This window comes from Hyphomonas oceanitis SCH89 (assembly GCF_000685295.1).
Taxonomy (GTDB): domain Bacteria; phylum Pseudomonadota; class Alphaproteobacteria; order Caulobacterales; family Hyphomonadaceae; genus Hyphomonas; species Hyphomonas oceanitis.
In genome coordinates, this window is the sequence record NZ_ARYL01000013.1 from 43,414 (window position 1) to 69,435 (window position 26,022).

22 protein-coding genes are annotated in these 26,022 nt (G+C 60.6%); 9 read left to right on the forward strand and 13 right to left on the reverse strand.

Translation table 11 applies throughout. The features are described from left to right. Positions 1-37 precede the first annotated feature (37 nt). On the reverse strand, positions 38-1,156 hold the full coding sequence (locus HOC_RS09875; RefSeq protein ID WP_051624714.1) for an AI-2E family transporter: 1,119 nt from the start codon (positions 1,154-1,156) through the stop codon (positions 38-40). Positions 1,157-1,307: 151 nt separating this feature from the next. On the opposite strand from HOC_RS09875, the gene HOC_RS09880 reads away from it, so the two are divergent. Together HOC_RS09880 and HOC_RS09885 are read left to right on the forward strand one after the other, a co-directional pair. Continuing rightward, on the forward strand, positions 1,308-2,828 hold the full coding sequence (locus HOC_RS09880) for a helicase HerA-like domain-containing protein (protein ID WP_051624734.1): 1,521 nt from the start codon (positions 1,308-1,310) through the stop codon (positions 2,826-2,828). A 128-nt stretch (positions 2,829-2,956) separates the two neighbouring features. Next, positions 2,957-4,387, forward strand: a complete 1,431-nt coding sequence (locus tag HOC_RS09885; RefSeq protein WP_035538030.1) for an aldehyde dehydrogenase family protein — start codon at positions 2,957-2,959, stop codon at positions 4,385-4,387. A gap of 67 nt (positions 4,388-4,454) precedes the next feature. Here HOC_RS09885 and HOC_RS09890 read toward each other — a convergent pair whose 3' ends face one another. Beyond that, positions 4,455-6,014 (reverse strand): PQQ-dependent sugar dehydrogenase, encoded by a 1,560-nt coding sequence (locus HOC_RS09890; RefSeq protein ID WP_051624716.1) that lies wholly within the window; start codon positions 6,012-6,014, stop codon positions 4,455-4,457. 167 nt (positions 6,015-6,181) lie between these two features. Here HOC_RS09890 and HOC_RS09895 point away from each other — a divergent pair, with 167 nt between their 5' ends. Continuing rightward, positions 6,182-6,772 (forward strand): CC0125/CC1285 family lipoprotein, encoded by a 591-nt coding sequence (locus tag HOC_RS09895; RefSeq protein WP_035538033.1) that lies wholly within the window; start codon positions 6,182-6,184, stop codon positions 6,770-6,772. Positions 6,773-6,925: 153 nt separating this feature from the next. Then, complete coding sequence (locus tag HOC_RS09900; RefSeq protein ID WP_084146245.1) at positions 6,926-8,140, forward strand: multidrug effflux MFS transporter; 1,215 nt, start codon at positions 6,926-6,928, stop codon at positions 8,138-8,140. On the opposite strand, the gene rimK is transcribed toward HOC_RS09900, so the two are convergent. Together rimK and HOC_RS09910 are read right to left on the reverse strand one after the other, a co-directional pair. Then, positions 8,127-9,545 (reverse strand): 30S ribosomal protein S6--L-glutamate ligase, encoded by a 1,419-nt coding sequence (gene rimK / locus HOC_RS09905; RefSeq protein WP_035538035.1) that lies wholly within the window; start codon positions 9,543-9,545, stop codon positions 8,127-8,129. The two genes, HOC_RS09900 and rimK, sit on opposite strands and share 14 nt — an antisense overlap. A 231-nt stretch (positions 9,546-9,776) precedes the next feature. Next, the gene (locus tag HOC_RS09910; protein WP_084146248.1) at positions 9,777-11,807 is read right to left on the reverse strand and encodes a methylmalonyl-CoA mutase family protein; all 2,031 of its coding nucleotides are present in this window, start codon (positions 11,805-11,807) and stop codon (positions 9,777-9,779) included. Positions 11,808-11,926: 119 nt separating this feature from the next. On the opposite strand from HOC_RS09910, the gene HOC_RS09915 reads away from it, so the two are divergent. Further along, the gene (locus tag HOC_RS09915; RefSeq protein ID WP_035538039.1) at positions 11,927-12,487 is read left to right on the forward strand and encodes a hypothetical protein; all 561 of its coding nucleotides are present in this window, start codon (positions 11,927-11,929) and stop codon (positions 12,485-12,487) included. Between the two features lie 49 nt (positions 12,488-12,536). Beyond that, positions 12,537-12,845 carry a SemiSWEET family sugar transporter gene (locus tag HOC_RS09920; protein ID WP_051624717.1) on the forward strand — a complete coding sequence of 103 codons (309 nt, stop codon included), beginning with the start codon at positions 12,537-12,539 and terminating at the stop codon, positions 12,843-12,845. Here the strand turns inward: HOC_RS09920 and HOC_RS09925 are convergent. After that, entirely contained in the window at positions 12,794-13,621 is an 828-nt protein-coding gene (locus HOC_RS09925; protein WP_241766969.1) for an aminotransferase class IV, read from the reverse strand. The two genes, HOC_RS09920 and HOC_RS09925, sit on opposite strands and share 52 nt — an antisense overlap. Positions 13,622-13,842: 221 nt before the next feature. On the opposite strand from HOC_RS09925, the gene ccrA reads away from it, so the two are divergent. The 3 genes from ccrA (at position 13,843) to HOC_RS09940 (ending at position 16,882) form a co-directional block, all read left to right on the forward strand. Continuing rightward, on the forward strand, positions 13,843-15,099 hold the full coding sequence (gene ccrA, locus HOC_RS09930; protein ID WP_035538041.1) for a crotonyl-CoA carboxylase/reductase: 1,257 nt from the start codon (positions 13,843-13,845) through the stop codon (positions 15,097-15,099). A 165-nt stretch (positions 15,100-15,264) separates the two neighbouring features. Next, complete coding sequence (locus HOC_RS09935; RefSeq protein ID WP_035538044.1) at positions 15,265-16,551, forward strand: aminotransferase class V-fold PLP-dependent enzyme; 1,287 nt, start codon at positions 15,265-15,267, stop codon at positions 16,549-16,551. Positions 16,552-16,612: 61 nt separating this feature from the next. Beyond that, entirely contained in the window at positions 16,613-16,882 is a 270-nt protein-coding gene (locus tag HOC_RS09940; protein ID WP_035538047.1) for a hypothetical protein, read from the forward strand. 13 nt (positions 16,883-16,895) lie between these two features. Here HOC_RS09940 and HOC_RS21195 read toward each other — a convergent pair whose 3' ends face one another. From HOC_RS21195 to HOC_RS09980, 8 genes are all read right to left on the reverse strand, one after another. Then, on the reverse strand, positions 16,896-20,126 hold the full coding sequence (locus HOC_RS21195) for an ATP-binding protein (protein ID WP_051624721.1): 3,231 nt from the start codon (positions 20,124-20,126) through the stop codon (positions 16,896-16,898). A gap of 139 nt (positions 20,127-20,265) precedes the next feature. Further along, a complete protein-coding gene (locus HOC_RS09950; RefSeq protein ID WP_035538151.1) occupies positions 20,266-20,712 on the reverse strand; it encodes a PA2169 family four-helix-bundle protein in 447 nt (148 codons plus the stop codon). Between the two features lie 87 nt (positions 20,713-20,799). Next, positions 20,800-21,051 carry an HP1242/YdcH family protein gene (locus HOC_RS09955; RefSeq protein ID WP_035538050.1) on the reverse strand — a complete coding sequence of 84 codons (252 nt, stop codon included), beginning with the start codon at positions 21,049-21,051 and terminating at the stop codon, positions 20,800-20,802. 90 nt (positions 21,052-21,141) lie between these two features. Next, positions 21,142-21,678 (reverse strand): hypothetical protein, encoded by a 537-nt coding sequence (locus tag HOC_RS09960; protein ID WP_035538053.1) that lies wholly within the window; start codon positions 21,676-21,678, stop codon positions 21,142-21,144. Positions 21,679-21,757: 79 nt separating this feature from the next. Beyond that, on the reverse strand, positions 21,758-23,050 hold the full coding sequence (locus tag HOC_RS09965; RefSeq protein ID WP_035538056.1) for an adenylosuccinate synthase: 1,293 nt from the start codon (positions 23,048-23,050) through the stop codon (positions 21,758-21,760). An 89-nt stretch (positions 23,051-23,139) separates the two neighbouring features. Beyond that, complete coding sequence (locus HOC_RS09970) at positions 23,140-24,609, reverse strand: flavin-containing monooxygenase (protein WP_035538058.1); 1,470 nt, start codon at positions 24,607-24,609, stop codon at positions 23,140-23,142. An 87-nt stretch (positions 24,610-24,696) separates the two neighbouring features. Beyond that, a complete protein-coding gene (locus tag HOC_RS09975) occupies positions 24,697-25,275 on the reverse strand; it encodes an acyloxyacyl hydrolase (RefSeq protein WP_035538060.1) in 579 nt (192 codons plus the stop codon). 70 nt (positions 25,276-25,345) lie between these two features. Then, entirely contained in the window at positions 25,346-25,936 is a 591-nt protein-coding gene (locus tag HOC_RS09980; RefSeq protein ID WP_035538062.1) for a flavodoxin family protein, read from the reverse strand. Positions 25,937-26,022 lie beyond the last annotated feature (86 nt).

A 26,022-nucleotide genomic window follows, 5' to 3' on the forward strand; every position in this document is an offset into this window, starting at 1 on the left:
GGATGCAGTGAATCCTGAAGGTGCGCGATGCCATACTTCAACTGTTTTCGCTATCAACTTTGGCAGTTGTCACTGATCTCTTGCTCTCTCCTGCCCCTTGCGGGTTTCCATCAGCGGAGAGCAGGATCGCGATCCATCGCGTACTGTGGGACTGCGCAAACAGTATCATCATCAACACAGTCAGCGGCGCTGACAGGAACATCCCGGGTATGCCCCAAAGCACACCCCAGATCGCAAGCGCCAGCAACACAACCAATGCAGAAAGATTCAGTGAGTCGCCCATCATGCGCGGCTGGATGAAGTTCCCGATCGAAAACTGCCAGAAGCTGACAATGCCGAACACGATCGCGGCATAGATGTAGATGTCCTGAGGCGGAGTGCCCGGTATCCATCCCGGGATATCCGGCTGCACCAGTGCAAAGAGGGGCGGCACAAGCGCGGCCACGATCGACCCGACGGTCGGTATATAGTTAAGCACGAAAATCAGCGCCGCGAGGAAGAGCGCGTTCTGGACACCCAGCAGGAGCAGCGACACATAGGTCAACGCCGTTATCAGCGCCGAGATCACCGTCTGGGTCCAGAGGTAGGTCTCGATACCGCGCCGCGCTTCATCCCCGACCTCGCGCACCATCGCGCGCTTTTCGTAATCCGGGAAAATATTGTCCAGCTTACGGGTCCAGCCCGACTGCGCCAGGAACAGGAACGCGACATAGATGAAGATCAGCATCAGGTCGCCAGACAGGTCGCCCGTCGCATTCGCAATCGTGGCAAAGAAGCGCTGACCGCCCTCGTTGAACATAAGATGCGTCAATGTCGGCGCGTTCTCCATGTTCACGAGGCTATATGCGTCCTGGATCAGGCCGTTGATCTTCTCCTCATACTCCGCCGCATCGCGCCCGAACTGCGACACGCCATTCGCGAGCAAGGCGATGAAGCCAACAAAGCCGCCGAGCACGATGAGGATCGCCACAGCCCGCGCCGCACTCCGGCGCATTGAATGCGACCAGTTGTCGATCATGCGCGCGAACCCCTCGATTACGAGGAACAGGAACACCGCCATGGCAAATGTCGAAAGGATGCCCCGCCCCACATAGAGGAAGGTGATGATCACGCCGGTCGCGATGATCCAGATGCCGGTCTTGGTCGCGCGATCCATTCAGGGGCCCCCGTTAGAATTACAGGTTGGAAGCAGCCTTGCCCGCCGTCAAGCCACGCCTTTCTTTGATGGCAGCCAAGCTCAGTGGGGGCCTTGCCGAATCCTGTGAAACCACTAGCGTCCGCTCCGCATCAGGGGAGAAATGGGCAACATGACGGACGCACTTTTCATCGGCGGCGCTGACGCAGACGGCACGGGAACACCGAACACAGCCCAGGAAATGCTTCTGAAAGTGGCCAACCGCCATGGCCTCGTCGCTGGCGCCACCGGTACGGGCAAAACAGTGACCCTGCAGATTCTCGCGCAGGGCTTCTCCGATGCAGGGGTGCCCGTCTTCTGCGCTGATGTGAAAGGCGACCTCTCAGGCATCTGCGTTGCGGGAAGCGCCGACCACAAGCTGCATGAAAAGCTCGTCGCGCGGGCAGAACTGATCGGTCTGGAAGACTTCGGCTATGCCGCCGCGCCGACCATTTTCTGGGACGTGTTCGGCGAGAACGGTCATCCCGTTCGCGCCACGATTTCAGAAATGGGCCCCCTGCTGCTGTCGCGCCTCATGGGCCTGACCGATGCGCAGGAAGGCGTGCTCAACATCGCCTTCGAATATGCCGACGACAACCAGCTCCTGCTGCTCGACCTGAAAGACCTGCGCAAGCTGCTCACCCATCTTTCCCAGAAAGACGTGCGCGACGAAATCAGCAAGGAATACGGCAATGTGGCCGCCGCCTCGCTCGGCGCGGTACAGCGCAACCTTTTGATGCTCGAACGTGAAGGTGCCGAACACTTCTTCGGCGAGCCGGCCCTGGAGCTGGAAGACCTGATGCGCACGACCCAGGACGGGCGCGGCTATGTCAACGTGCTGGACGCCACGAAACTGATCAACAGCCCGAAACTCTATTCCACTTTCCTGCTCTGGCTCCTGTCGGAACTGTTCGAGCGCCTGCCGGAAGTCGGCGATCCGGAGAAACCGAAACTCGTCTTCTTCTTCGATGAGGCCCACCTCCTCTTCAATGATGCGCCCCCCGCCCTGATGCAGAAGATCGAACAGGTTGTGCGCCTGATTCGCTCCAAGGGCGTCGGCGTCTTCTTCGTCACCCAGAACCCGCGCGACCTGCCCGAAAGCGTTCTCGCCCAGCTCGGCAACCGAATGCAGCATGCGTTGCGCGCCTACACACCCGCTGAGCGGAAAGGCGTGCGAGCGGCAGCTGACTCCTTTCGGCCAAACCCGTCCCTCGACACCGAAGAGATCATCACGCAGCTCGGCACGGGCGAGGCGCTCGTTTCCACGCTCGACGCCAAGAGTGCGCCATCGGTCGTCCAGCGCACAATGGTGCGCCCGCCTTCCTCCCGCCTCGGCCCGGCAACGGACGCCGAACGGGCCGCCGTGCAGAAGGACAGCCCCTATGCTGGCAAGTATGACGACGTGATCGACCGGGAATCCGCCTACGAGATCCTGGAAGAGAAGGAAGCAGAAGCGGCGGAACAGGCCGAGAAGCTCGCCGCCAAGGAAGCCAAGGCGGCAGAAGCGCTCGCAAAGAAGAAAACCCGCGCGAAATCGACCCGCTCGCGCCGCCAGACGCCGATCGAGGCGGCGGGCAAGCAGGCCGCCCGCACGGCGACGCGGGAGATTACCCGCTATATCCTACGGGGCATCCTGGGCGGCATGAAGCGCTAGGTCGCAGGTCTGCCCTTGATGAATTCCTTGTTACTAACCAGATTTCCTTTGCGTCAGGACTCGCCGGTGACGCGCACGTCACCTATAGTCAGGCAAGAACAACGGACACCACAGGGAGGCTCACGCCTATGAAAGATTATCTCAAGTTCTACATCAATGGTGAATGGGTCGATCCGGTCGAGCCGCGTACGCTCGACGTCGAGAACCCCGCAACCGAAGAACCCTTTGCGCGCATCTCGCTCGGCTCGAAAGCCGATGTCGACAAGGCTGTCGCCGCCGCCAAGGCTGCTTTCCCGTCCTTCTCGCAAACCAGCGTCGAATATCGCGCCGACCTGCTCGACAAGATCACGGCCGGTCTCCAGAAGCGCATGCCTGACCTTGCCAGCGCCATTTCAGACGAAATGGGCGCGCCGATGTGGCTCGCCAATGCGGCTCAGGTGCCTGCCGGCATGGGCCACTTCGCCACGACAGCTGCCATCCTGCGCGGCTATGAATGGGAAGAGCTGAAAGGCACGACGCTCCTGCGCAAGGAAGCCATCGGCGTCTGCGGTTTCATCACGCCATGGAACTGGCCGCTCAACCAGATCGCCTGTAAAGTCGCCCCTGCCCTCGCAGCAGGCTGCACAATGGTGCTGAAGCCTTCCGAAATCGCCCCGCTTGATGCGCTGATCTTCGCTGAAGTCCTGCATGAGGCCGGCGTGCCAAAAGGCGTGTTCAACCTCGTCAATGGTGACGGCCCAAGCGTCGGCGCCGTTCTATCCGGCCATCCGGATGTCGACATGATGAGCTTCACCGGCTCGACCCGCGCCGGCGTGCTCGTGGCCCAGGCTGCTGCACCGACCGTCAAACGCGTTGCCCAGGAACTCGGCGGCAAGTCGCCGAACATCGTCCTGCCAAATGCTGACCTTGAAAAAGCTGTCGGCGGCGGCGTGCGCCAGATGATGACGAACACAGGCCAGTCCTGTAACGCCCCGTCGCGCATGTTCGTCCAGAAGGACCAGCAGGCCGACGCGATCAAGATCGCCAAGGCCGCTGCTGAATCGGTTAAGGTCATGATGCCCGGCGAAGCAACGCCAGGCGCCATTGGCCCGATCTCGAACGGCAGCCAGTTCCAGAAGGTTCAGGACCTGATCCAGAAGGGCATCGACGAAGGCGCGACACTCGTCGCAGGTGGCACTGGCCGTCCTGAAGGCTTCAACAAGGGCTACTTTACCCGCCCGACCGTCTTCGCAGACGTGACCAATGACATGACCATCGCGCGCGAAGAAATCTTCGGCCCGGTGCTCTGCATCCTGCCTTATGACACGCTGGAAGATGCCATCTCGATGGCCAATGACACGGTCTACGGTCTTGCCGGCTATGTTCAGGGCCCTGAAAAAGAAGCCAATGAAGTCGCCAACAAGATCCGCGCCGGCCAGATTCTGGTCAATGGCGCGAACCCTGACTTTTCCGCGCCATTTGGCGGCTACGGACAGTCGGGTAACGGCCGCGAATGGGGCGAGCTCGGCTTCGAGGAATTCCTCGAGACCAAAGCCGTCATCGGTTACAAGGCCGCCTGATCCATCAGGTTCGCAATACAGACATGATCAAGGGCGGCCCGCGAGGCCGCCCTTTTTCTTTGCGGGGTCAGGGCTGGTCGGCCTGGATGCGGAACACATCGCCGAGAATGGAGACGATATAGAGATTGCTGTCATTGTCCTCGCCAAAGCTGGAAATGCTCTCGACCGTTCCCGTCTCCGGGCGCAGCGATCCGTTAATGCGCAGGAATTCGCTGCCGAACACCGTGCGGTCCGGGCCGAGATCATCCACCGGCACGGCCCAGACGTTATTCGAGACAAAATCCGCAAAAATATAATGGTCTTTGATCAGTTCAAGATTGCCCCGGTAGACATAGCCGCCCGTTATGGACTGCCCCTGTGTCATGCCGCTGCCATGCGTGTATTCGATCACAGGGTCGACAAGGCCAGCCCGGTCTGCGCCGTTATAATCCTGCGTACCTTCCTGAATATTCCAGCCGAAATTCGTGCCCGCATCACTCATGCTCAGCCGGTCGACTTCCTCCACAGCGCCCTGCCCGACATCGCCGATGAAGAGGTCGCCGCTCACCTCATCGAAGCTGCAGCGGAACGGATTGCGCACACCCAGCGCGAAGATTTCCGGACGGCCCGAGGCCCCCGTAAACGCGTTCCCCGACGGGATGGCATAGTCACGTGCATCATCCGCAGGGAAATCATCTCCGGTCACATCAATGCGAAGGATCTTGCCAAGTAGTGAGTTCGGATTCTGGGCATATCCGTTCGGGTCACCCGCGCCGCCACCATCGCCCGTCGGCACGACCAGAAGCCCGTCCGGCGCGAAGCCGATCCAGCCCGCATTATGGTTCGCTTGCGGCTGGTCAAATGTCAGGATCACGTCGGCCGTTGCCGGGTCGGCCTGTGTCAGCGAGCCTGAGAACATCTGGTAGCGCCGGATTTCCGTGTCGCCGCTATTATTGGTCATGTTGATGTAGAAGGTCCGGTCGCTCGCGAAGTCTGGCGAGAAGGCAAGCCCGAGCAGCCCCCCTTCCCCCGCTGCAGATGTTTCGCCGGATATATCAAGGAAATCGACAGCGTCGATCACGCCCGTCGCCGGATCAAGCACACGGATATGGCCCGCCTTTTCAAGCACGACGACCTGCGACGTGCCCGGCAGGCCCGCAAGGTAAAGCGGTTGCGTAAAGCCGGTGCCCACCCGCGCGACGGTCATGCCCTCGACGACATCGTCCACAGTGATCGCGAGTTCCAGGCGCGCCGTAAGGCCGCCCGGATCCGTCGCCTCAAGGGTTATGTTGTAGACATTGTCCGCATTGGCATCCGCAGGCGCCTCGAAGTCGAGCGGCGTGGCCGCACTGATCGTTCGGGCCGTCGTATCAATATTGAAGGCCGCTTCATCACCGCCGGGCACGACTGAAACGGAGACGGTGTCACCATCCGGGTCGGATACGGCAAACGTGTAGAGCGTCCCGGTCGCGTTCTCATCGACACTGATTGCAGGCGATGACGTGAATGCTGGTGCACGGTTGGCAGGGGTCGGCGTTGGCGCGGGCCCATCGCCGCCATCACTTCCACCGCTACAGGCCGCCAGTAACAAGGGAGCTGCCGAAATCAGGCCAAGACAGGTTCTGAAGCTACGTGTTACTTCTGGCATGATGGCACCTCCTCGCAATCACGGAATGCCCCACACCACACGCTAGTTCCCGAAAACGTGATTGTCATATGACAAATGGGAGAGCCGGAACCTGCCAGTTCAACTGGCGTTCAGGCGGGATTGGCTTACATTGAAGGTAACCAGCTCCCCTCAGGAGGACCATCAAAATGCAAATTACCAAGATTGCCGCCGGCCTCGCAGCGCTCGCCATGCTTGTCGCCTGTACCACCGCAACCCCCTATCAGGCAGCGCTCGACACGAAGAGCGGCTATTCCGAACAGCAGATCGAATCCAACCGCTTCCAGGTCCAGTTTGCAGGTAACAGCCTGACAGACCGGAAGACCGTTGAAACCTACATGCTCTACCGCGCCGCCGAACTGACCAAGCAGAATGGCTTTGACCATTTCCGCGTCGTCCACCGCGCGACAGACGCGGACAGCCGCGTTGTGCCGACAGGGGCCGGCTATTCGCCCTTCTACAGTAACTTCTATCTCGACTACAGCTATTACGGCCCCCGCGCCGGCTACTTCTATGACCCCTACCGCCGTTGGGCCTATCCGCGCTCTTTCTATGCATCGCGCTGGGGCTATTATGATCCCTTCTGGGACGGCCCTCAGGAATATCGCGAAGTCACGAAATATGTCGCCTCCGCCGAGATCGTGATGGGCAAAGGGCCGAAACCCGATGATCCGGCATTCTTCGACGCCGATCAGGTCATCTTCAACCTCGGCACCCAGATCCAGCGGCCCGAGGCCTGATCTGTCCCTATCCCGCTTCAAACGCCGCCCTTTTCAGGGCGGCGTTTTTGCATGGTGCACATTTTTCGCGCATTCGCCCCTAGGCAAGCGGCAAGGCTTGGCCCAGATAGGATCCTTCCCCCCCAAACCGCACCTGACAGGAAAGGCGGGCCCATGGCCGACCAAGAACCCACCGCCATTCCGCCAACAGGCATCCTGCCCGGCGCCAAACGCCCTGTGCCGGGGCGGAGCGAACTTGTCGTGATGATTGCCGGCCTGATGGCGCTCAATGCTTTCGGCATCGACGTCATGCTGCCCGCCCTCAACCAGATCGCCCACGCTGTCGGCCTTACCGCGCCCGGCATGGAAAGCGACAACCGCCAGCAGATGATCATCTTCTCCTATGTGCTCGGCTTTGGCGCGCCGCAGATCATCTGGGGCCCCATCTCCGACCGTTTCGGACGGCGCGGCCCGCTTTTCGTGGCCATCATCGGCTACATCATTACGGCCTTTGCCTGCATCGTGATGCGCGACTTCCATGCCCTGCTGCTGATGCGGTTCACGCAAGGCGTCTTTGCTTCCGGCGGTCGCCTCGTCGCTGTGTCGATCGTGCGTGACCTCTTCGCCGGTCGCTCGATGGCCCGCTTCATGTCGCTGGTCATGACCATCTTCATGGTCGTGCCGATCCTTGCACCGGGTATCGGCCAGCTCGTCCTTCTGTTCGCGCCATGGGAGGCCATCTTTGTGGTGCTCGGCATCTTCGGCATGATCATGCTCGGCTGGACATGGATGCGCCTGCCCGAAACATTGCCGGAATCCGCGCGCCAGCCCTTGAACCTCGGCGCGGCAATGGGCGCCTATGGCCAGATCCTCAAGTCCCGCGTGACCTTTGGTTACATGTGCGTATCCGGCGTCATCTTCGGCCAGACCGAAACCTTCGCGCTCTGGTTCGCAGGCATCGCCGGCACGCTCGCCTGCGCCAACTTCCTCAATTCGCGAATTGTGGAAAAGGTCGGCATGCGCCGCATCAGCCAGACAGCCCTGTTCGTGTTTACAATCGGGGCCGCCGTCCTCTCGGCCATCAGCTATTTCTTTGGCGAGCACCTCTACATCTTCTTCCCGCTCTTTGCGCTCTGCTTCGGCTGCTTCGGCCTGATGGGGTCGAACTTCAGCGCGCTTGCGATGGAGCCCCTTGGCAAGATCGCCGGCACGGCCTCAGCGGCTTACGGCTTTGCGACGACGACGGTCTCAAGCCTTATCGGCATGGCCATTTCCAGCCAGTACAATGGCTCGACCATCCCGATCACTCTCGGCTTTGTCTGCCTCGGCCTCGTATCGCTCGTGATCATCCTGATTACCGAGAAGGGCCGGCTGTTCAGTTCACGTTGACGCGCCGACCCGTTCGTCCGGTCCGTCCCGTGGTTTCGCGCACCTTGGCGAGCGGGCGAACCTGACGCTCCAGATGTTCGATGATCATGCCGGCAATATCCTTGCCGGACGCGCCCTCGATGCCCTGAAGGCCCGGCGAGGAATTCACTTCCAACACTTTCGGCCCATCATCCGTTTGCAAAAGGTCGACGCCTGCCACCCGCAAGCCCAGCACCTTGGCCGCATCGCGCGCGACTTCGCGCTCTGCAGGGGTCAGCTTGACCGCGCTCGCTGTGCCGCCCCTGTGCAGGTTCGAGCGGAACTCGCCCTTGGCGGCCTGTCGTTTCATGCCGCCAACCACCTTGTTGCCGATAACGAAACAGCGCGTATCCGCGCCCGCGGCCTCAGCCACGAACTCCTGCACAAGGAAGTTCGCTTCCAGGCCCCGGAAGGCGTCCACCAAGCTCTCGGCGGCCTTGCGCGTCTCGGCCAGCACAACGCCCTTGCCCTGCGTCGAGGACAGCAGCTTCACGACCACGGGTGCGCCTCCGGCGAGCGAGATCAGGTCTTTTGTGTCCTTCGGGCTGTGCGCAAAAGCCGTGATCGGCATGTCGATCTTGGCCCGGGCCAGCAACTGGTGCGCCAACAGCTTGTCGCGCGAACGCCCGATGGCCCCTGCCCCGTTCAGGCAGAAGGCGCCCGTGTTCGAGAACTGGCGCAGCACGGCCATGCCATAGTCGGTGATCGACGCACCAATGCGCGGGATGACCGCATCGAAACGCGCCAGCGCCTTGCCATCATAGTGCACTTCCGGGTCCAGCGTGCCGATCTGCATGTAGCATCGGGCCGTATCAATCGCCTCGATGACATGGCCACGCGCTTCGGCGGCTTCCATAAGGCGTTTCGAGGAGTAATTGTTCGGCTCGCGCGTCAGCAGTGCAATGCGCAAGGGCCGCTTCACCGGCGTACGCTTCGGCAGGCTGCCATAGCGGGCGAAATCCAACACCGGCTGGCTGAAGGACACGTTCGGATTGACGATCATGTCCGGCTGGATGGCCGCGCGACCGAACAGCATCCGATAGGTCATGCTTTCGCGGTTCGAGAGGGTCAGCTGGATCGGCCACCGGCGTTTGCCCATCTGCACATCGGTCTCGATGACATAGCGCAGTTCGGTGTCGCCATTGGAGCTGGTCACCTCGCGCCGGTCGATGACGCGCGCCGAACAGGTGATTTCAAGGTTCGGGTCTGCGGGGTTCGGCTGGATCAGGAAGCGCACCTGCGGCTTGGTGCTCGGCCCGAACGGCTCGATCACGCTGGCATGCAGGGCTGAGGTTTTCGCGCCGGTATCCACCTTGGCCTTGATGGCAGGAAGCCCAAGGTCCGGCAGTGCCAGCCATTCTTCCCAGCCGAGTTCAAACTGTCCCATGCCGGCTCCCGCTCAGACTGAATTGTACGAATGCGCCGCCCATACTGGGCTTCCTGTGCACCGTCCAGAGCCAGAAAGCCGTACTTGCCTTTCCTCCCCTGCGCAGCGGGGGAGGTGGCGCACGCCGCAAGGCGTGTGACGGAGGGGGCATTTTCCGCCCCCACCAACCATGCTCCCCCTCCGACCCCTTCGGGGCCACCTCCCCCGTTGCACGGGGGAGGAAAAATCGTGCTAAGCCGTTGCCAGCCACGCCTTCTCGACCACTTTCACCACGTCGCCCATGATGCCCGTGATCTTGAAATCCTTCGGCGTATAGATGCGGGCAACGCCCATCTGGCGCAGGGCCTGGGCATCTTCCGGCGGTATGATGCCGCCGACGACCAGCGGCACATTCTCCAGCCCCTGCTTGCGCATCTCGGCAATCGTCTCGCGAACAAGGTCAAGGTGGCTGCCCGACAGGATCGACAGTCCAATGACATGCGCCTTGGCCTCTTTCGCCTGCGCGGCAATCTCTGCCGGCGTGAAGCGGATGCCCTCATAGACGACATCCATGCCCACTTCCCGCCCGCGCGCCGCGATCTGCTCGGCACCGTTCGAGTGGCCATCAAGGCCCGGCTTGCCCAGCACATATGTGAGGCGTCGTCCGAGCGCGTCTGACACACGGTCGACCTCGACCTTCACCGCTTCGATCTCTTCATCTCCGCCACTGCTGATAACCATGGCCACGCCCGTCGGTGCACGGAATTCTCCGAACACTTCGCGCATTGCCGTGCCCCATTCGCCTGTCGTCACACCCGCTTTGGCGCATGTGATGGAAGGCTCCATGATATTGCTGCCGCTCTCGGCCGCCGCCTTGAGCGCAGCAATCGCGGCATCACATTCCGCATTGTCGCGCTTCGCACGCCATGCTTCGAGGTCGCGCACCTGCATGGCTTCTTCCATCGGATCGACCGTCTGGATGGAGCCGTCGCCCACGCCGAGCGGGCTTTCTTCGGTGGATGTATACTTGTTAACGCCGACCACACTGAGCGAGCCATTCTCGATGGCCTTGATCCGGTCGATATGCGCACCGACCAGGCTCTCTTTCATATGCGTGATCGCATTGGTCGCCCCGCCGAGCGCATCTATTTCAGCCAGCGTGGCGCGCGCCATCTTCTTCAGCTCTTCGGTCTTGCCTTCGATGACATGGCTGCCGTCGAAAATGTCCTCGAATTCCAGGAGGTCGGTCTCGTAAGCGAGAATCTGCTGCAGGCGCAGGCTCCATTGCTGGTCCCATGGGCGCGGCAGGCCCATGGCCTCGTTCCAGGCTGGCAATTGCAGCGCGCGGCAGCGGGCACGCTTGGACAGGGTCACGGCCAGCGCCTCGATCAGGATGCGGTAGACATTATTCTCCGGCTGCGGCTCGGTGAGGCCCAGCGAGTTTACCTGCACGCCATAGCGGAACAGGAGTGCCTTGGGGTCTGACACGCCATAACGCTCGCGCCCGATCTCTTCCCAGAGATCCACGAACGCGCGCATCTTGCAGAGTTCCGTAACGAAACGCACACCCGCATTCACGAAGAAGGAAATTCGCCCGAACACCGTTTCAAAGTCTGATTCCGGAACTTGCCCGCCAGCTTTCACCTTGTCGAGCACGGCAATCGCCGTCGCCAGCGCATAGGCCAGCTCCTGTTCCGGCGTCGCACCAGCCTCCTGCAGGTGATAGGAGCACACATTCATTGGGTTCCATTTTGGAACTTCGGTATAGCACCAGCTGACCATGTCCGCGATCAGCCGCATCGACGGCTCCGGCGGGAATACGTAGGTGCCGCGCGACAGGTATTCCTTCACGATGTCATTCTGCGTCGTGCCGCGAAGTTTCGCCCGGTCGTCGCCGCGCTCATCTGCCAGCGCGACATACATGGCCAGCATCCAGGCGGCCGGCGCATTGATCGTCATCGACGTGTTCATCTCTTCCAGCGGCAGCTGGTCAAACAGTTTCGCCATGTCGCCCATATGCTTGACGGGCACACCCACTTTGCCGACTTCGCCCTTGGCCAGGATATGGTCGGCGTCATAGGCGGTCTGCGTTGGCAGGTCGAAAGCGATGGAGAGACCCGTCTGCCCCTTGGCCAGGTTGCCCCGGTAGAGTTCGTTCGATTTCTGCGCCGTTGAATGGCCCGCATAGGTGCGGAAAATCCATGGCCTGTCAGGCGCGTGCTGGATCGGTCTCTGTGTATCGGCCATGCCGGGGCTCCCCTTTGAATTGTTGCGGCGCAACATGCCGCGCGGCGCGCCGGAGCGCAAGCGGCACATGACGCCCTTGTGCTGACGCATTTGCGTGGCCACATTCGGCACACTACACCACCCGCGACAGACCCGCGAATACCCTTTGACGTACCTTGAACCGACCCGGAAACACCCTGACCCAGTCCACCTCCCCGCTCCAGACCGCCCTTGGCCTTCGCCTTGCCACCCTGCTCGCCTTCCCTTTCGGCGTATTGCTTGTGGCACTGATGGAGCGCAGCGCCTTGATGATCGTGCTGCTCGCTGCCGCCATGATGGGCGTCAGCCTGGTTGAGCGCCTGCGTCTCGCCCGCCTGACGGGGAACCCGGCGCCTATTGCCATGACAGCGCTTTTGCCCGGCTTTGCGGTGCGCCTTGGCGGCCTGGCGGGCCTGTTCATCGTCTTCCTGGGTTTCCTGGCCCTCTTTCGCGACACGTCACTGGCGCGCGGCTTCGGCCTTGAAGATGCAGCAATTTTGATCGGCATCACCGGGTTTGCCCTTGCGGCCAACGCGATCAGCGCCCGCATCGCCACAACCGAGGTTGGCGCCGTCATGAGCACAATGAACGCTTCGTTCCGTGATGCCAATCCGGGCGCCCGCATGACAGGCGGAGACATCATCGAGGGCGAATTCCACGACGCCGAAGACGACACCGATCCCGCTACTCGCCGCTAGGTCCGGCTTGATGTATAAAGCTGTCAGACGCTGACAGAGGACGCATCAAGTGGCTGAATATATTGGATTTTTGGCTGCATTTTTGACAACCGCCTCGTTCGTGCCGCAAGCCGTCAAAATCCTGCGCACGCGGCAGACAGACGGCATATCCCTCATTATGTACGCCATGTTCACCGTCGGTGTCGCCGTCTGGCTGGCCTATGGCATAATGCTGGCCAGCCCATCAATCATCGCCGCTAATTTCGTGACTTTCTGCCTTGCCAGCACGATCCTCATGCTCAAGGCAAAGGCCGTTTTCGCCCCGCCTCAGTCCATCGCCCAAGGCGCAACAGCCGCCACATCGGCCCCCATCGCCTGATAATAGAGCCGCTGGAGCTGACGCGTAACCGGGCCCGGCTTGCCGCTGCCAATCGACTGGCCATCAATGGAGATCACAGGCGCAATCATCGCGCCGGCAGACGTCGTGAACGCCTCGACCGCCGCAAGTGCTTCCTGAGGCGTGAATGACCGCTCAACGAGGGTCAGGCCGGACCCTTCCAGCAGGGAAAGCACACCGGCCCGTGTAATGCCCGGCAGGATCGACGAGGAAAGCTCGCGGGTTACCAATTGCCCCGCCGAATCGACAATCCAGGCATTGGACGAGGCCGCCTCGGTTACCCTCCCCTCCTCGACCATGAGGGCCGTATCCGCCCCCGCCTCTCGGGCGGCGCGATAGGCCAGCGCCTGCGACAGGAGCTGGGTCGTCTTCATGTCGCGCCGCTTCCAGCGTGTGTCATCCAGGAAGATCGCCCTCACCCCATCGCGCGCCGTTTCGCCGATCAGCTGCTTGGTGTCGGCATAGAGGAAAACGGTCGGCTCGAATTCTTCGGGCCCGGCAAAGTCGCGCATGCCATAGGCGCCGCCTGTGACCTGAAGATAGATCAGCCCTTCGGTCAGGTTGTTGAACTCGATGAGATCGCGATGAACCTTGCCCCAGGCTTCAGCGCTGAGCGGGTTTGGCAGGGCAATTCCGCCCAATGTGCGGTCTAGACGCGACATATGGCCCTCGAAATCGACCAGACGGCCGCCATAAACGGCCGTTAACTCATAGGCGGCATGGGCAAAAAGGAACCCCCGGTCAAAGGGCGAAACCATAGCGTCTGCTGCAGAACAGAAGGCGCCGTTGAGGTAGGCAGTCTGGCATATTGTCATTTTTGTCACGCTGTTGGGATTGCGATATTGTGCGGCGCAACAAAATCCTTGCATCCTTGCTGGCCAAAAGCCAAGGTGCCGCGACCCGGGGGCTTTGTGAAGACACGCAATAATCGTGCGCACGCTGCTCCCTGACGTGATTCTGGAGGATTGGTATTTCAATTATGGGCAGACAACAGAAAGACATTTACGAACTGGGCGAGATTCCGCCCGAGTTCCACGTGCCGAAACTCATGCATGCATGGGCCATCCGGCGTGAGCGCCATGGGCGCCCGTCATCCGCGATGCAGCTTGAGCAGGTTCCGGTACCGGAAATCGATTCCGACGAAGTGCTCGTCCTCGTGATGGCTGCCGGCGTGAACTATAACGGCATCTGGGCCGGTCTCGGCGAACCGATTTCGCCCTTCGACATCCACAAGCAGCCCTACCACATTGCCGGCTCCGATGCCGCAGGCATCGTCTGGGCCGTGGGCCGCAAGGTGACCCGTGTGAAGCCCGGCGACGAAGTCGTCATCCACTGCAACCAGGATGATGGTGATGACGAAGAGTGCAATGGCGGCGACCCGATGTTCTCGCCCAGCCAGCGCATCTGGGGCTATGAAACGCCAGATGGCTCGTTCGCGCAGTTCTGCCGCGTTCAGGCGCGCCAGTGCATGCCGCGTCCGAAACACCTGACCTGGGAAGAGAGCGCCTGCTATATGCTGACGCTCGCCACGGCCTATCGCATGCTGTTCGGCCACCGCCCGCACATCGTGAAGCCGGCTGACAACGTGCTCGTCTGGGGCGCCTCGGGCGGCCTCGGCAGCTTCGGCGTACAGCTTTGTGCCGTCACCGGCGCGAACGCCATCGGCGTCGTTTCCAGCGACGACAAGAAAGAGCACGTGCTCAGCCTCGGCGCCAAGGGCGTATTGAACCGCAAGGACTTCAATTGCTGGGGCCAGCTGCCGACCGTCAACGGCCCGGAATTTGCCGACTATATGAAAGAGTCGCGCAAGTTCGGTAAAGCGATCTGGCAGTTTACGGACAAGAAGGATGTCGACATCGTGTTCGAACATCCGGGCGAGAGCACCTTCCCTGTCTCCGTCTTCTGCGTGAAACGCGGCGGCATGGTGGTCATCTGTGCCGGCACGACCGGCTTCAACCTGACCATGGATGCCCGATTCCTCTGGATGCGCCAGAAGCGCGTCCAAGGCAGCCACTTTGCCCACCTGAAGCAGGCGAGCGCGGCAAATGACCTGGTCATCAACCGGCGCATTGATCCCGGCATGTCGGAAGTCTTCTCCTGGGCCGACATTCCGGCCGCCCACGACAAGATGCTCGACAACAAGCACCTGCCCGGCAACATGGCCGTCCTCGTGACATCGCCAAAGCCGGGCCTGCGCACAGTCGAAGACGTGCTGGAAGTCTCAGGACAGATTTAGCGTGGCAATCGCCCCCTTGGCTCTGACCAAGGGGGCTTATCACTCTCTACCCAGCGCCGCCTTGCTGCGCAGACCCTGTTCCTTTCACTTTGTATGTGCGCTTTCCTTTGACTTCCTGTTTCCGCGCGGTTTCGGTACGCAAGTAATCGAGACAGGGGCAAGGCAATGGACATGACAAGACGGCTGGCCATGAAGGGCGCGCTTACAGCGGCATCCGCCCTTCCCCTATCTGCCTGCGCGACAGCCACGCCTCCGCCTGCCGCGTCTGGCGGCATCGCCCCGGATGACGAGGCCTATTGGTCGCGCATCGCAGCGCATTATGATGTCACCGATGAAGTCACCAATCTCGAGAATGCCTATTGGGGCCTGATGTCCCGCCCCGTGCTCGACGCCTACATCCGCAACACCGAGCGCGTGAACCGCGAGAACTCCTTCTATGCCCGTCGCAAGTACAATGCTGACATGGTGCCCATCCATGCCCGTGTCGCAGGCCTACTTGGCACCAGCACCGACGAGATCGTCCTCACGCGGGGCGCGACGGAGGCACTACAGGGCCTGATCGGGGGCTATCGCGGGCTGAAGCCGGGAGATGCGGTCATGTATGCCGATCTCGACTATGATTCCATGTTGACCGCGATGGATACGCTGGCTGAGCGCAATGGCTGTTCCGTCGTGCGCCTCGCCATTCCGGAACCCGTCTCGCACGACGAACTTCTCACCTTCTATGCCGATGCGCTCAAAGCCAATCCGAAGGTGCGCCTGCTCCTGCTGACCCATGTCAGTCACCGCACGGGCCTCGTCATGCCCATACGCGAGATTGTCGCCATGGCCCGCGAACGGGGCGTCGATTGTATCGTTGATGCCGCCCATTCCTGGGGCCAGCTGGACTTTACGGTAGACGATCTCGGCGCGGATTTCGTCGGCTTCAATATGCACAAATGGATCGGCGCGCCGCTCGGCGTCGGCATCATGTGCATTCGCAAGGACCGTCTTGAATCGATCGCCCCCAACATATCCGAACGGCCCGACGGCACTGGCACGATCTATAACCGCGTCCATACGGGAACGACCAATTTCGCCGCTTCCCTCTCCGTTCCAGACGCGCTCGACTTCCACGAAATGGTCGGCCCCGCCAACAAGGCCGCGCGCTTTGCCTATTTGCGCAATCTCTGGGTATCCGAGATGCGCAGCGACCCTCGCCTTGAAATCCTCACGCCCGACGATCCGCGCCTGCATGCCGGCATCACCTCGATCCGCATCAAGGGCCGTACCAGCCTTGAGGATAATCTCGCGCTCGTCAAAACCCTGCTCGACGAGCATGGCATCTTCACCGTGCATCGCACTGGCGTGGCGAAGGGCTGCTGCGTGCGCATCACGCCCAGCCTCTACAACACACCGCAGGACAGCCTTAAGCTTGTTGCCGCCCTCAAGACGCTGCTGCAGACCGCCTGACGCGTCACCGGGCGGAACTCTCCTCATGACAATTCGTTGATTGGCGAAGAGGAGATAATTCATGACCCGCAAGACACTCGACGCCGAAGCGCGCCCACGCACGTCGCCTGAAGAAGCAGAACAGATCGAAACCGCGGCACGTCACCGCCGCATCCAAATGCTGCCGGGCGAAGGCCCGCACGCGCCGGAGCGCGACGAGCCAACAGATCACTTCAGAGGCAAGGATGATATTATTCTGGGAGGAGAGCCCATTGTGGCCTCCTACACCGATCCGACGTCTGATGCAGAAGGCATCGACCCTGACGAGACGGATGATGACAGCGAGAACTAAGCGGCCCTTTCGATCAGGCCGCTTCTGTTTCCGCAGCAATGCTGACGAAATCCTCAACCGCCTCTCTCAGTTCGGCAGGCTCGGAGCTTCCTTCCAGAATGGCCTTTGCCGTTGTCTCCAGCCGGAACGCAGCATCTGAAACCTGGCTGAAGCCGAGACTGCCCGATGTGCCAGCAACCGAATGCGCCAGAGCCGCGACGGCTTTCGCCCGCTCGACAGGAGAGGTAATTTTCAGAAGCGCGCCCAGTTGACCTGGCAGCTCCAGAATGTCTTTCCGGCATTCGTCTTTCAGCTTGGCGATCTTCATTTCCGCATCCGCAGCCTGACAGGCGGCTTCCTGCCGCTTCTTACGCAACAGGCGCTCAATCAGGCCGTTCAGGCGCACCATATCGACAGGTTTCGGGAAGTGCGCGTCCATGCCGGCTGCGCGGCACTCTTCAGCCTGCCCCGCCATTACGTTGGCCGTCAGCGCCACAATCGGCGTACGGCTTACAGGGCCGGGCAGTTCGCGAATGCGACGTGTCGCTGTCAGACCATCCATGTCGGGCATTTGCACATCCATGAGGATGATGTCGAACATGCGGCCCTCCATCAGCGCAAGTATGGCATCCGGCGCCGAAGCAAACGTCATGACCTCATGGCCGGACTGCTGGAGACCAATTTCGAGCAGGGCCCGGTTCATCTCCACATCGTCGACCACCATGATACGCGAGGCCTGAGGCGCGCGCCTGTCTTCTTTCACCGCGCCGGCTTCGGTGCGACCAGTCCGGCGGTCCGGAATATAGGGCAAGGTCAGTATGGCATTCGTGCCCTCACCAACCGTGCTCGTCAGATGAAGGTTGCCGTCCATCAATTGCGCCAGCGAGCGGCTGATCGAAAGGCCGAGCCCGCTACCGCCGAAACGGCGGCTGATCGAGGAATCGGCTTGTGAGAATCCCGTGAAAACGTGGTCCAGCTTGTCGGCCGGAATGCCTGCCCCGGTATCGGCCACGATCATGCAGATCTTGCCCCCCTTCAGACGCACATCCACCATCACATGGCCAGCCTCCGTGAACTTGGCGGCGTTGCCGACAAGATTCGTGAGAATCTGACGTGTACGTGTCTCATCGCCGACCACGTTAGCCGCAATATCGGGCGCGATCTGGTGGGTGATTGTTACATTCGGGTTTGGCCGCGCTGCAGAGATCAGGTTGACGACGTCGTTTACCACCGTGCGCAGATCATAGGGACGCTTTTCAACATCCAGGCGGCCTGCATCAATCTTGGAAAAGTCGAGAATGTCATTCACAATCTCAAGCAAAGTCCGCCCGGCCGACGAGATGCGCTGGACATGCGAGAGCTGCTCATCGCTTAGCGGAGTCGACTTGAGGATATCCGTAAAGCCGAGCACACCATTCAGAGGTGTACGGATTTCATGGCTCATGTTCGACAGGAATTCGGTGCGCGCGATGGTTGCGGTTTCAGCTTCCCGCCTCGCTTCGGCGAGCATTTTTTCGCGCTCGTGCCGCTCGGTCACATCGCGGTAGGTTGATACGATCGCCACCGGGATTCCGTCCTTGTCACGGATCAGCTGGGGGCTGCCTTCCAGCCAAACAATACTGCCATCGGCGAGCGGCGCCCTGTGCTCGCGCACGACAGAACGGTCTGGTTCGCCGTCGGTGAGAAGCGCTCGCGTGGCGTTACGCACAAATTCCTGGTCTTCCGGTACGATGAAGTCCATCGCCGACCTGCCAACCGCCTCGTCTGGAGGCACGATTTTGGCGGCGGACGGAGAGGCATAACTGATGATACCATCGAGGCCGAATTTCAGGACGATGTCGGTCGAGTGCTCGGCGAGCAGCCTGTATTGCTCTTCCTGCTGCGCGATCTGTTCATAGAGTTCGTATTCGCGCGTAATGTCCTTGAATACGCCGAAGATGCTTTCAACGTTTCCATCCGGGCCTTTATGACACTTGGCGATGGATCTGACGCGACGGATTGCGCCATCGGAACGGCGTTCAAGCGACGCTTCGAAATCCCAGTCTTCGCCAGAGGCCATGTGACGCGCCAGCATCTCCGATACGCGCGCCTCGTCTTCGCCATGATAGAAGCCCATGGCTGCATCCAGCATCGGATCGAAGGTTTCAGGATCGACGCCATGAATGCGGTAGACCTCTGGTGACCAGTAGATCTCGCCCGTCGACGGCGTCAGCGTCCAGTGACCGACCTGCGAAATCTGCTCCGCCAGTTCCGCCTTCGCCAGCAGCACTTTCTCCTGACCGGAGCGCTGCATGATCCGCCGCTTGGAGTTGCGTAATTGTTCGTTCAGCCGCCGCCGTTCAGCCACGGCTGCACCGAGTGCGAGGGCCATGAAGGAATTTGCTGCCATGAAAGACTGAAGGATCAACATATGGATGACGATATCGCCCTGCGTCAGCGTCGTCGGTCCGCTCCCCATATAGGTGAACGGTATCGCGATCAGCGAAACGACGATAAGCGCAACCGCCGCCCCGCGCACACCGTGGCGCAATGTGATCGGGACAAGAATCGGTGGCACAAAGAACAGGAACGGATAGTTCGACTGCGCGAACACCCCAAACGTGACGGCTATGACGAGACCCATCTGGAAGAATGACTTCCAGTCGATTTGCTCTCCCTTTGAGGTTTGCCGGGAAGCAAGCGCAGACACCAGCGGCGCGAAAAGAAGCAAGCCAAGAAAATCGGCGAAAAACCACAAGGCGCCGTCGAGAAGCAGCGCCGGCGTGCCCAGTGTGCTCCAACCCGCCATCATGATGGCCGTTGACGCAAGGCACCCCAATAGACCGCCCACAAACAGCCTTGTAACGCGTGCAGTGGAGATCAGTCCGGATGCGGGATGGCGCCCGACAATGAGCGCCGCAATGAGAACTTCAATACTGTGCCCAAGCAGCACGAGAAGCGCTTCGGCGCCCATGTGCCCAAACAGGAGATGCGCCGAGAATTCGCCGAGACCGAACCACAGGAAAAGGGATGGCCAATGCGCGCGCCGGGACTTGAGCAGCGTGATCAACAGCACCGCATTCACGGGCCAGACCGCCGCGATGTCTCCTGCGCCGCGGGTAAAGATGATCGCTCCGGCTGTCAGCATAAAAGCCAATGCGGCCAGTGCGGGATGAAGCACAAAAAGCTTCGACATAAGATCGGGCAAATGCCGCGAGCCCCGGTCAGGTTCGGTATCAAGGCTGGCGGCCAGGGCCGGCATGGTGTGCAGTTGTTGGCGTGTCATGATAAGGATAACATATTCCGTATATAATTTAGAATATCTTACGTCACTTCGAGCACTTTCAGATCATATTCCCCTGCCCCGAAACAAAAAACCGGCCCTGAAAGGACCGGTTTTTCGCATTTTCGAAGGCCGATATCCCTTATGAGGTCAGGCTGTCAGCGAACGCTTCGCCCGAACGGGCACTTGAATAGGCCTCCTGGAGCAGGTCCCGCGAGGGAGACTGCAGCTCAGGTTTGTCCAGACGGTCCTTGATCGCGTTTGCGAGGTGCTCTTCACCATCGTCAATTGCCTCAAGGGCTGCCTTCTTGTCGTCCTTGAACACCGATGCGAACTGCGTGAACCCGCGATGGAGTGCGCCAAGCGCGCCGCCATCGGTCTGTGGTTCGCCGCCGAATGTGCGCACCTGGGCCTGGAAACGGCTGATCAGCATCTCCCGGTCCTTTGCACGTTGCTGGAATTGCGAGCGAAGGCCGAAGCTCTCATCGGCGATCTCTGCGCATTTCTCATAGCCTTTACGGCTATCGATCAGCACTTTCGTGATGTCGTTCAGGGCATCAATATCGGTCTTGTTGGTTGTATCTGTCATATCGGAAGTCCTCTGCTTGAATATGAAGATCAACCGCTCAAGCTTCGTAGCTGTTCCGACAGGACTTCCTAAAATGATGGACAGGAATCAGGCCGACGCGTCCTCGTCCTTGAGCATGGCGTAGATTTCATCCTTCAGGACAAGCCGCCGTTTGCGCAATTCGGTCTCATGCGTATCGCTGGCTGGCTGCACTCCGCTTTCGTGCCGGTGAATATGGCGGTTAACCTCGTGATATTCCTCGGCAAGGCGCGCGAAATGCGGGTTGGACATTTTCAGTGCGTGGATCTTCTCCCCGGCGTCAGGGAATTCTTCGGCGAGCTCGTGGGGTGTGTGGGACATGGTGATCTCCTTCGCATGACGGGGCTTTGATTGGCCTCATACATTCAGATGGGAAGACCCGCGTCACTCAGGGAGTCTGCGTATGCCGCTCTATCGCAGCTGATAATAGGTCGTGTAGGTGGCAGCGGCCTCGGTCTCGGCGAAGACGCGCTTGAGACTGTCATAGCTGGGAAGGGCACACTCAGCGTCCAGCCCGAGCGCATTCATGGTATCGATGGGAAGGTCATCGCAATCGGGGAATTTCACGAAGAGGCGATCTCCGACCAGCTTGCCCAGCGCGTAATTGTAGACATATCCACCCTCAACGCTGTCTTCAGGAGTCGCTATCTGCATCAGGTATTCCCCTGCCCTGCCGTCCATCTGACCGAAGACAAGCCAGACGTCTTCGTCCAGCCAATAGCCATAGCCTTCCTGCCGAATGTCATATTCCTCGGGAACGCCATTCTCTGCCGACGGGTCCCAGCGTGACGGATCATCATCACTCTGGACATAGGCGCGGACGACCGTGGCCGTGCCCAGCGGCATGACCACATCTTCTGGAGGGATAAGCGGCGTGTAGGAGCCAAAGGCGCAGGCCGCTGCGACAGCGCACAGCACACCTGCCAGAAGGACTCTCAATCGCATCATTCAACTCGTCCCCGAACATGCTCCACAACCGAAGCTACCCCCCGTCCGGGCGCCAAGGCAATACGGGACAATTTCAGGATCAACCCTCGAACGGATCTCGCATCAGGATGACGTCTTCACGCTCGGGCGATGTCGAAACGAGCGCGCAAGGCTTGCCGACAAGCTCCTCAAGACGGCGAACATATTTCACCGCTTCTGCCGGCAGGTCCGCCCAGGAGCGCGCCCCTGCGGTCGAACCTTTCCAACCTTCCATCGTCTCATAGACAGGCTCAACGGCGGCCTGATCGGTGAGACCCGCTGGATAATGGTCGATTTCCTGGCCGTTGAGCTTATAGGCGACGCAGACCTTGATCTCGTCAAAGCCGTCCAGCACGTCGAGCTTTGTCAGGGCGAGGCCCGTCACGCCGCTTGTTGCACAGGCCTGACGCACCATGACGCTGTCAAACCAGCCGCAACGCCGCGCCCGGCCCGTGTTCACGCCGACTTCCTTGCCAATACGTCCGAGGCGCTCGCCAATCTCATCATTCAGTTCCGTCGGGAACGGGCCAGAGCCGACCCGCGTCGTGTAAGCCTTGGCCAGGCCGAGCACATAGGAAATCGCGCCCGGACCCACGCCAGAACCCGCCGAAGCATTACCGGCAACCACATTGGACGAGGTCACAAAAGGGTATGTCCCGTGATCGACATCAAGCATCACGCCCTGCGCACCTTCGAACAGGATGCGGCGGCCGCGCCGAACCTGCTCGTCCAGCACTTTCCAGACGGGCTGCGCATAAGCGAGGATTTGCGGCGCAATCGCCAGCAGATCCGCTTTAAGCTGCGCGCCATCAGGCTCTGGAAGGTCGAGACCAATGCGCAGTGGGCGATGGTGCGCCAGAAGGCGCTCAATCTTCATGTCGAGGGCAGCCGGATCAGCGAGGTCTGCGACGCGGATGGCACGGCGGCCAACGCGGTCTTCATAGGCCGGGCCAATGCCGCGCTTGGTGGTGCCGATCTGGGCGGCGCCAAGGGCCCCTTCCCGCGCCGCGTCGATATCCTTGTGCCAGGGCAGGATCAGCGAGGCATTGTCAGCGAGGATCAGGTTCTCAGGCGTCACTTCAACGCCCTGCGCGCGAATGCCGTCGATCTCGTTAAGCATGTGCCACGGATCAACCACGACGCCATTGCCGATGACCGACAGCTTTCCGCCGCGCACAAGGCCCGAGGGCAGAAGCGCCAGCTTGAAGACCTTGCCGTCAATAACGAGCGTATGACCGGCATTGTGCCCGCCCTGAAACCGCACGACCACATCGGCCCGGCTCGATAGCCAGTCGACGATCTTGCCTTTGCCTTCATCGCCCCATTGGGCGCCTACGACGACGACACCTGACATATACTGCTCCCGTGTTCAGCCGCCGCGACAAGGGCAGGAATCTGCCCCGAAAAGCAAGGGGGCAGATGCCGCTTTCGGGCCATTTGCCGCTACTTCACGAGTTCATAGTCCTTCAGGTCCACTTCCGCGACGGCATCGGCATAAGCGCGGGTATGGTCGGCCCAGTTCTGGGTGATGCGGCCGTCATCGGTCTTGTACCAGCTGTTGCAGGCCGGATCGGCCCAGACTGTGGTGCCAAGACGCGCCTGAATGTCCTTGTTGAACCGGTCCTGCGCGGCGCGTTTCGGCGCCATGGCGGTCGCGCCGCTCTCGTCCATCTTGGCCAGGGCCTTGATCGTGTACTCGACCTGACGTTCCAGCATGAACGTAATCGAATTATGCCCCAGGTTTGTGTTCGGGCCATAGAGCACGAAGAAATTGGGGAAATCGGCCACGGTGATACCGAGATACGCTTCCGGGCCGTCCTCCCAGGCCTCTTCGATCGTGATGCCGTCCTGCCCGACCACATCGACCGACCAGTGCCAGCCCGTCGTCTCGAAGCCTGTCGCGAAGACCAGAATGTCGTATTCGTGCAGCGTGCCGTCCTTGGTGCGTATGCCTTCCGGTACAATCTCGGCAATCCCGTCGGTGATAAGGTCGACATTATCGCGCATCAGGGCCGGGTAGAAATCGTCGGCGATCAGGATGCGGCGGCAACCCACCGGATAATCCGGCGTCAGCTTCTTGCGCAGCGCTTCATCAGGAACCTGCGCATTCAGATGGTCCGTCGCCTGGCGCGTGAAGAAGGCGCGGCCCTCGGGCGTCCACTGGAAAGCCTGCCAGAAGAAATAGTCGGCATTCTCGTAGATGATCTTGCGGTTGATCTCGGCAAATTCCATCGCCTTTTCGGGCACGGTGAACATCAGCGCCAGTTCTTCCGGCGGGATTTCGCGGTCATTGCGCGGCACGACCCAGTTGGCCGAGCGCTGGAACACGCCGACATTGGCTGCTTCCATTGCGACCTGCGGGATAAGCTGCACAGCGCTCGCCGCCGACCCGATCACGCCGACGCGCTTGCCCTTGAAATCCACCGAATGATCCCAGCCCGCCGAGTGCATCTTCGCCCCGGCAAATGTGTCTAAGCCCGGAATGTCAGGCCAGAACGGCCGGTTCAGCTGGCCCAGCGCACCGATCACGGCATCCGCCTCGATCGTGCGGCCCTTGACCGTCGTCACCGTCCATTTTTTCGTGTCGCTGTTCCACACCGCCGATTTGGCGCCCTCGTTGAGGTGCAGGTGCGGGCGCAGCTGGAACCGGTCGGTCACTTCCTCGGCATAGGCCTGGATCTCGGCCTGCTGCGGGTAGAGGCGCGTCCAGTGCATCGATTGCGCAAAAGAGAGCTGGTAGAGTGCGACCTGCACATCGCAGGCGCAGCCCGGATAGGTGTTCGCCGCCCAGGTGCCGCCCACACGGTCCCCCTGCTCCAGCAGCGTGAAACCATAACCCGCTTCCTGCAGCTTGATGGCCGCCGTCAGGCCACCGAGCCCGGCACCTATCACCACAACATGCTTGTCCGGCATCACTTCCTCCTGATTGTATTTTCAGGAGAGAGTGGCAGGAACAGGTTTGAGCGCAAGGGGTATCGCTACGCCAAGCGGCGCGCGAACCTAGTTCCCCAACGCGTAACTCACGCGGACGCCCACATTGTCGAGGCCCTGGTTACGTCCATTTCCGAGGATCTGGCCGTGACTGAGATGTTCGTACAGAACTTCCACGCCCCAAGTCTCGTCCACTTTATATTTCAGGCCGAACGTGGTGCGGAAAAGGTCACGCGATCCAAGCAGGACATGATCCTCGGTAAAGGCGTCGCCGCGCGGGTCACCCTGCGGGAACGGGCTTTCCAGTTCGCCATCGTGGATGACATAGCCGACGCTCGGCTCGAACGCCCAGCGCTCGGAGAACGGGAAAGACCAGTGCAGGCCGAAGCCGCCGAAACTCGTGTCGCCGTTCAGGTTGAGGCTACCCATCACATAGGGCCTTGGGCTCCAGATGAGATCAAGCACATCAGGTGACGTGAACAGAAGCTCGCCGGTCAGGCTCTGGCCCGGTTCCTTGTTGGCATTGTCGCAGTCGAGCACACAGATGTTCTCCTGCATGACGCCGAAACGAACCTCATCCAGAACATCGGCGGACGCCGTGCCTGCAAACGCAAGCACGGCTGTTAGGCTGAGAACAGCGCGGTGCATTAATGATAACCCCATTACAGTTTTATGACCTGACCAAGAGCCTAAACACCGCCCCGTCAAGACGGTTCCCTCAGGCTTTGCCGCGCACCCAGCGAAGTGTGGTTTCTGCGACGCGCTGACCGAACTGCTCAGCTGTTTCGAGGTCGAAACGGTCTGGCGTCTCTTCGGCCGATTTGTCCGTCAGGGACTGCGTGCCGAGGCCTATCGTAAAGCTGACGCGGTTGTGCACGGCGTTGATATCCTTGGTGGAAGCATTGTAGCCGGGCATCATGCCGGTGCCGACCCAGATCATTCCGTGCTGCGCTGCCAGTGTCGCCATTTGCAGCAGCGTGGTGCTCTTGTCGCCGTATAGCGAGCCGGAATTGGTAAAACCGGCAGCAATCTTGTCTTTCCAGGCATGGCTGAACCACGGCTTGGACGTCGCATCCTGAAATTGCTTAAACACAGCCGAGGCTGAGCCCATATAAGTCGGCGCGCCGAAGATAATGGCGTCGGCAGCGGCCAGCTCTTCCCATGGGCCAGCCTCAGGGCTTGTCAGGGCATCGGCCTTGTAGAAGGTCACTTCGGCCCCTTCTGCACGGGCGGCGCCGATACGGACATGTTCAGCGACCTTGGCCGTGTGGCCATAGCCGGAATGATAAACGATAGCGATTTTTGCCATGAGAGGCTCCTGTCTTGTCTGGAGCCGGATACGTAAGGGCGGGCCACCTCATCAGCAGCCCGCCCTGTTTGCATAAGAATTATTCA

What these genes read in the sequence shown, in the direction of transcription:
- HOC_RS09875 (WP_051624714.1), bottom strand. Translation starts at nt 1,156, where the DNA reads ATGGATCGCGCGACCAAGACCGGCATCTGGATCATCGCGACCGGCGTG.
- HOC_RS09880 (WP_051624734.1), top strand. Translation starts at nt 1,308, where the DNA reads ATGACGGACGCACTTTTCATCGGCGGCGCTGACGCAGACGGCACGGGA.
- HOC_RS09885 (WP_035538030.1), top strand. Translation starts at nt 2,957, where the DNA reads ATGAAAGATTATCTCAAGTTCTACATCAATGGTGAATGGGTCGATCCG.
- HOC_RS09890 (WP_051624716.1), bottom strand. Translation starts at nt 6,014, where the DNA reads ATGCCAGAAGTAACACGTAGCTTCAGAACCTGTCTTGGCCTGATTTCG.
- HOC_RS09895 (WP_035538033.1), top strand. Translation starts at nt 6,182, where the DNA reads ATGCAAATTACCAAGATTGCCGCCGGCCTCGCAGCGCTCGCCATGCTT.
- HOC_RS09900 (WP_084146245.1), top strand. Translation starts at nt 6,926, where the DNA reads ATGGCCGACCAAGAACCCACCGCCATTCCGCCAACAGGCATCCTGCCC.
- rimK (WP_035538035.1), bottom strand. Translation starts at nt 9,545, where the DNA reads ATGGGACAGTTTGAACTCGGCTGGGAAGAATGGCTGGCACTGCCGGAC.
- HOC_RS09910 (WP_084146248.1), bottom strand. Translation starts at nt 11,807, where the DNA reads ATGTTGCGCCGCAACAATTCAAAGGGGAGCCCCGGCATGGCCGATACA.
- HOC_RS09925 (WP_241766969.1), bottom strand. Translation starts at nt 13,621, where the DNA reads ATGGTTTCGCCCTTTGACCGGGGGTTCCTTTTTGCCCATGCCGCCTAT.
- ccrA (WP_035538041.1), top strand. Translation starts at nt 13,843, where the DNA reads ATGGGCAGACAACAGAAAGACATTTACGAACTGGGCGAGATTCCGCCC.
- HOC_RS09935 (WP_035538044.1), top strand. Translation starts at nt 15,265, where the DNA reads ATGGACATGACAAGACGGCTGGCCATGAAGGGCGCGCTTACAGCGGCA.
- HOC_RS09940 (WP_035538047.1), top strand. Translation starts at nt 16,613, where the DNA reads ATGACCCGCAAGACACTCGACGCCGAAGCGCGCCCACGCACGTCGCCT.
- HOC_RS21195 (WP_051624721.1), bottom strand. Translation starts at nt 20,126, where the DNA reads ATGACACGCCAACAACTGCACACCATGCCGGCCCTGGCCGCCAGCCTT.
- HOC_RS09950 (WP_035538151.1), bottom strand. Translation starts at nt 20,712, where the DNA reads ATGACAGATACAACCAACAAGACCGATATTGATGCCCTGAACGACATC.
- HOC_RS09955 (WP_035538050.1), bottom strand. Translation starts at nt 21,051, where the DNA reads ATGTCCCACACACCCCACGAGCTCGCCGAAGAATTCCCTGACGCCGGG.
- HOC_RS09960 (WP_035538053.1), bottom strand. Translation starts at nt 21,678, where the DNA reads ATGATGCGATTGAGAGTCCTTCTGGCAGGTGTGCTGTGCGCTGTCGCA.
- HOC_RS09965 (WP_035538056.1), bottom strand. Translation starts at nt 23,050, where the DNA reads ATGTCAGGTGTCGTCGTCGTAGGCGCCCAATGGGGCGATGAAGGCAAA.
- HOC_RS09970 (WP_035538058.1), bottom strand. Translation starts at nt 24,609, where the DNA reads ATGCCGGACAAGCATGTTGTGGTGATAGGTGCCGGGCTCGGTGGCCTG.
- HOC_RS09975 (WP_035538060.1), bottom strand. Translation starts at nt 25,275, where the DNA reads ATGCACCGCGCTGTTCTCAGCCTAACAGCCGTGCTTGCGTTTGCAGGC.
- HOC_RS09980 (WP_035538062.1), bottom strand. Translation starts at nt 25,936, where the DNA reads ATGGCAAAAATCGCTATCGTTTATCATTCCGGCTATGGCCACACGGCC.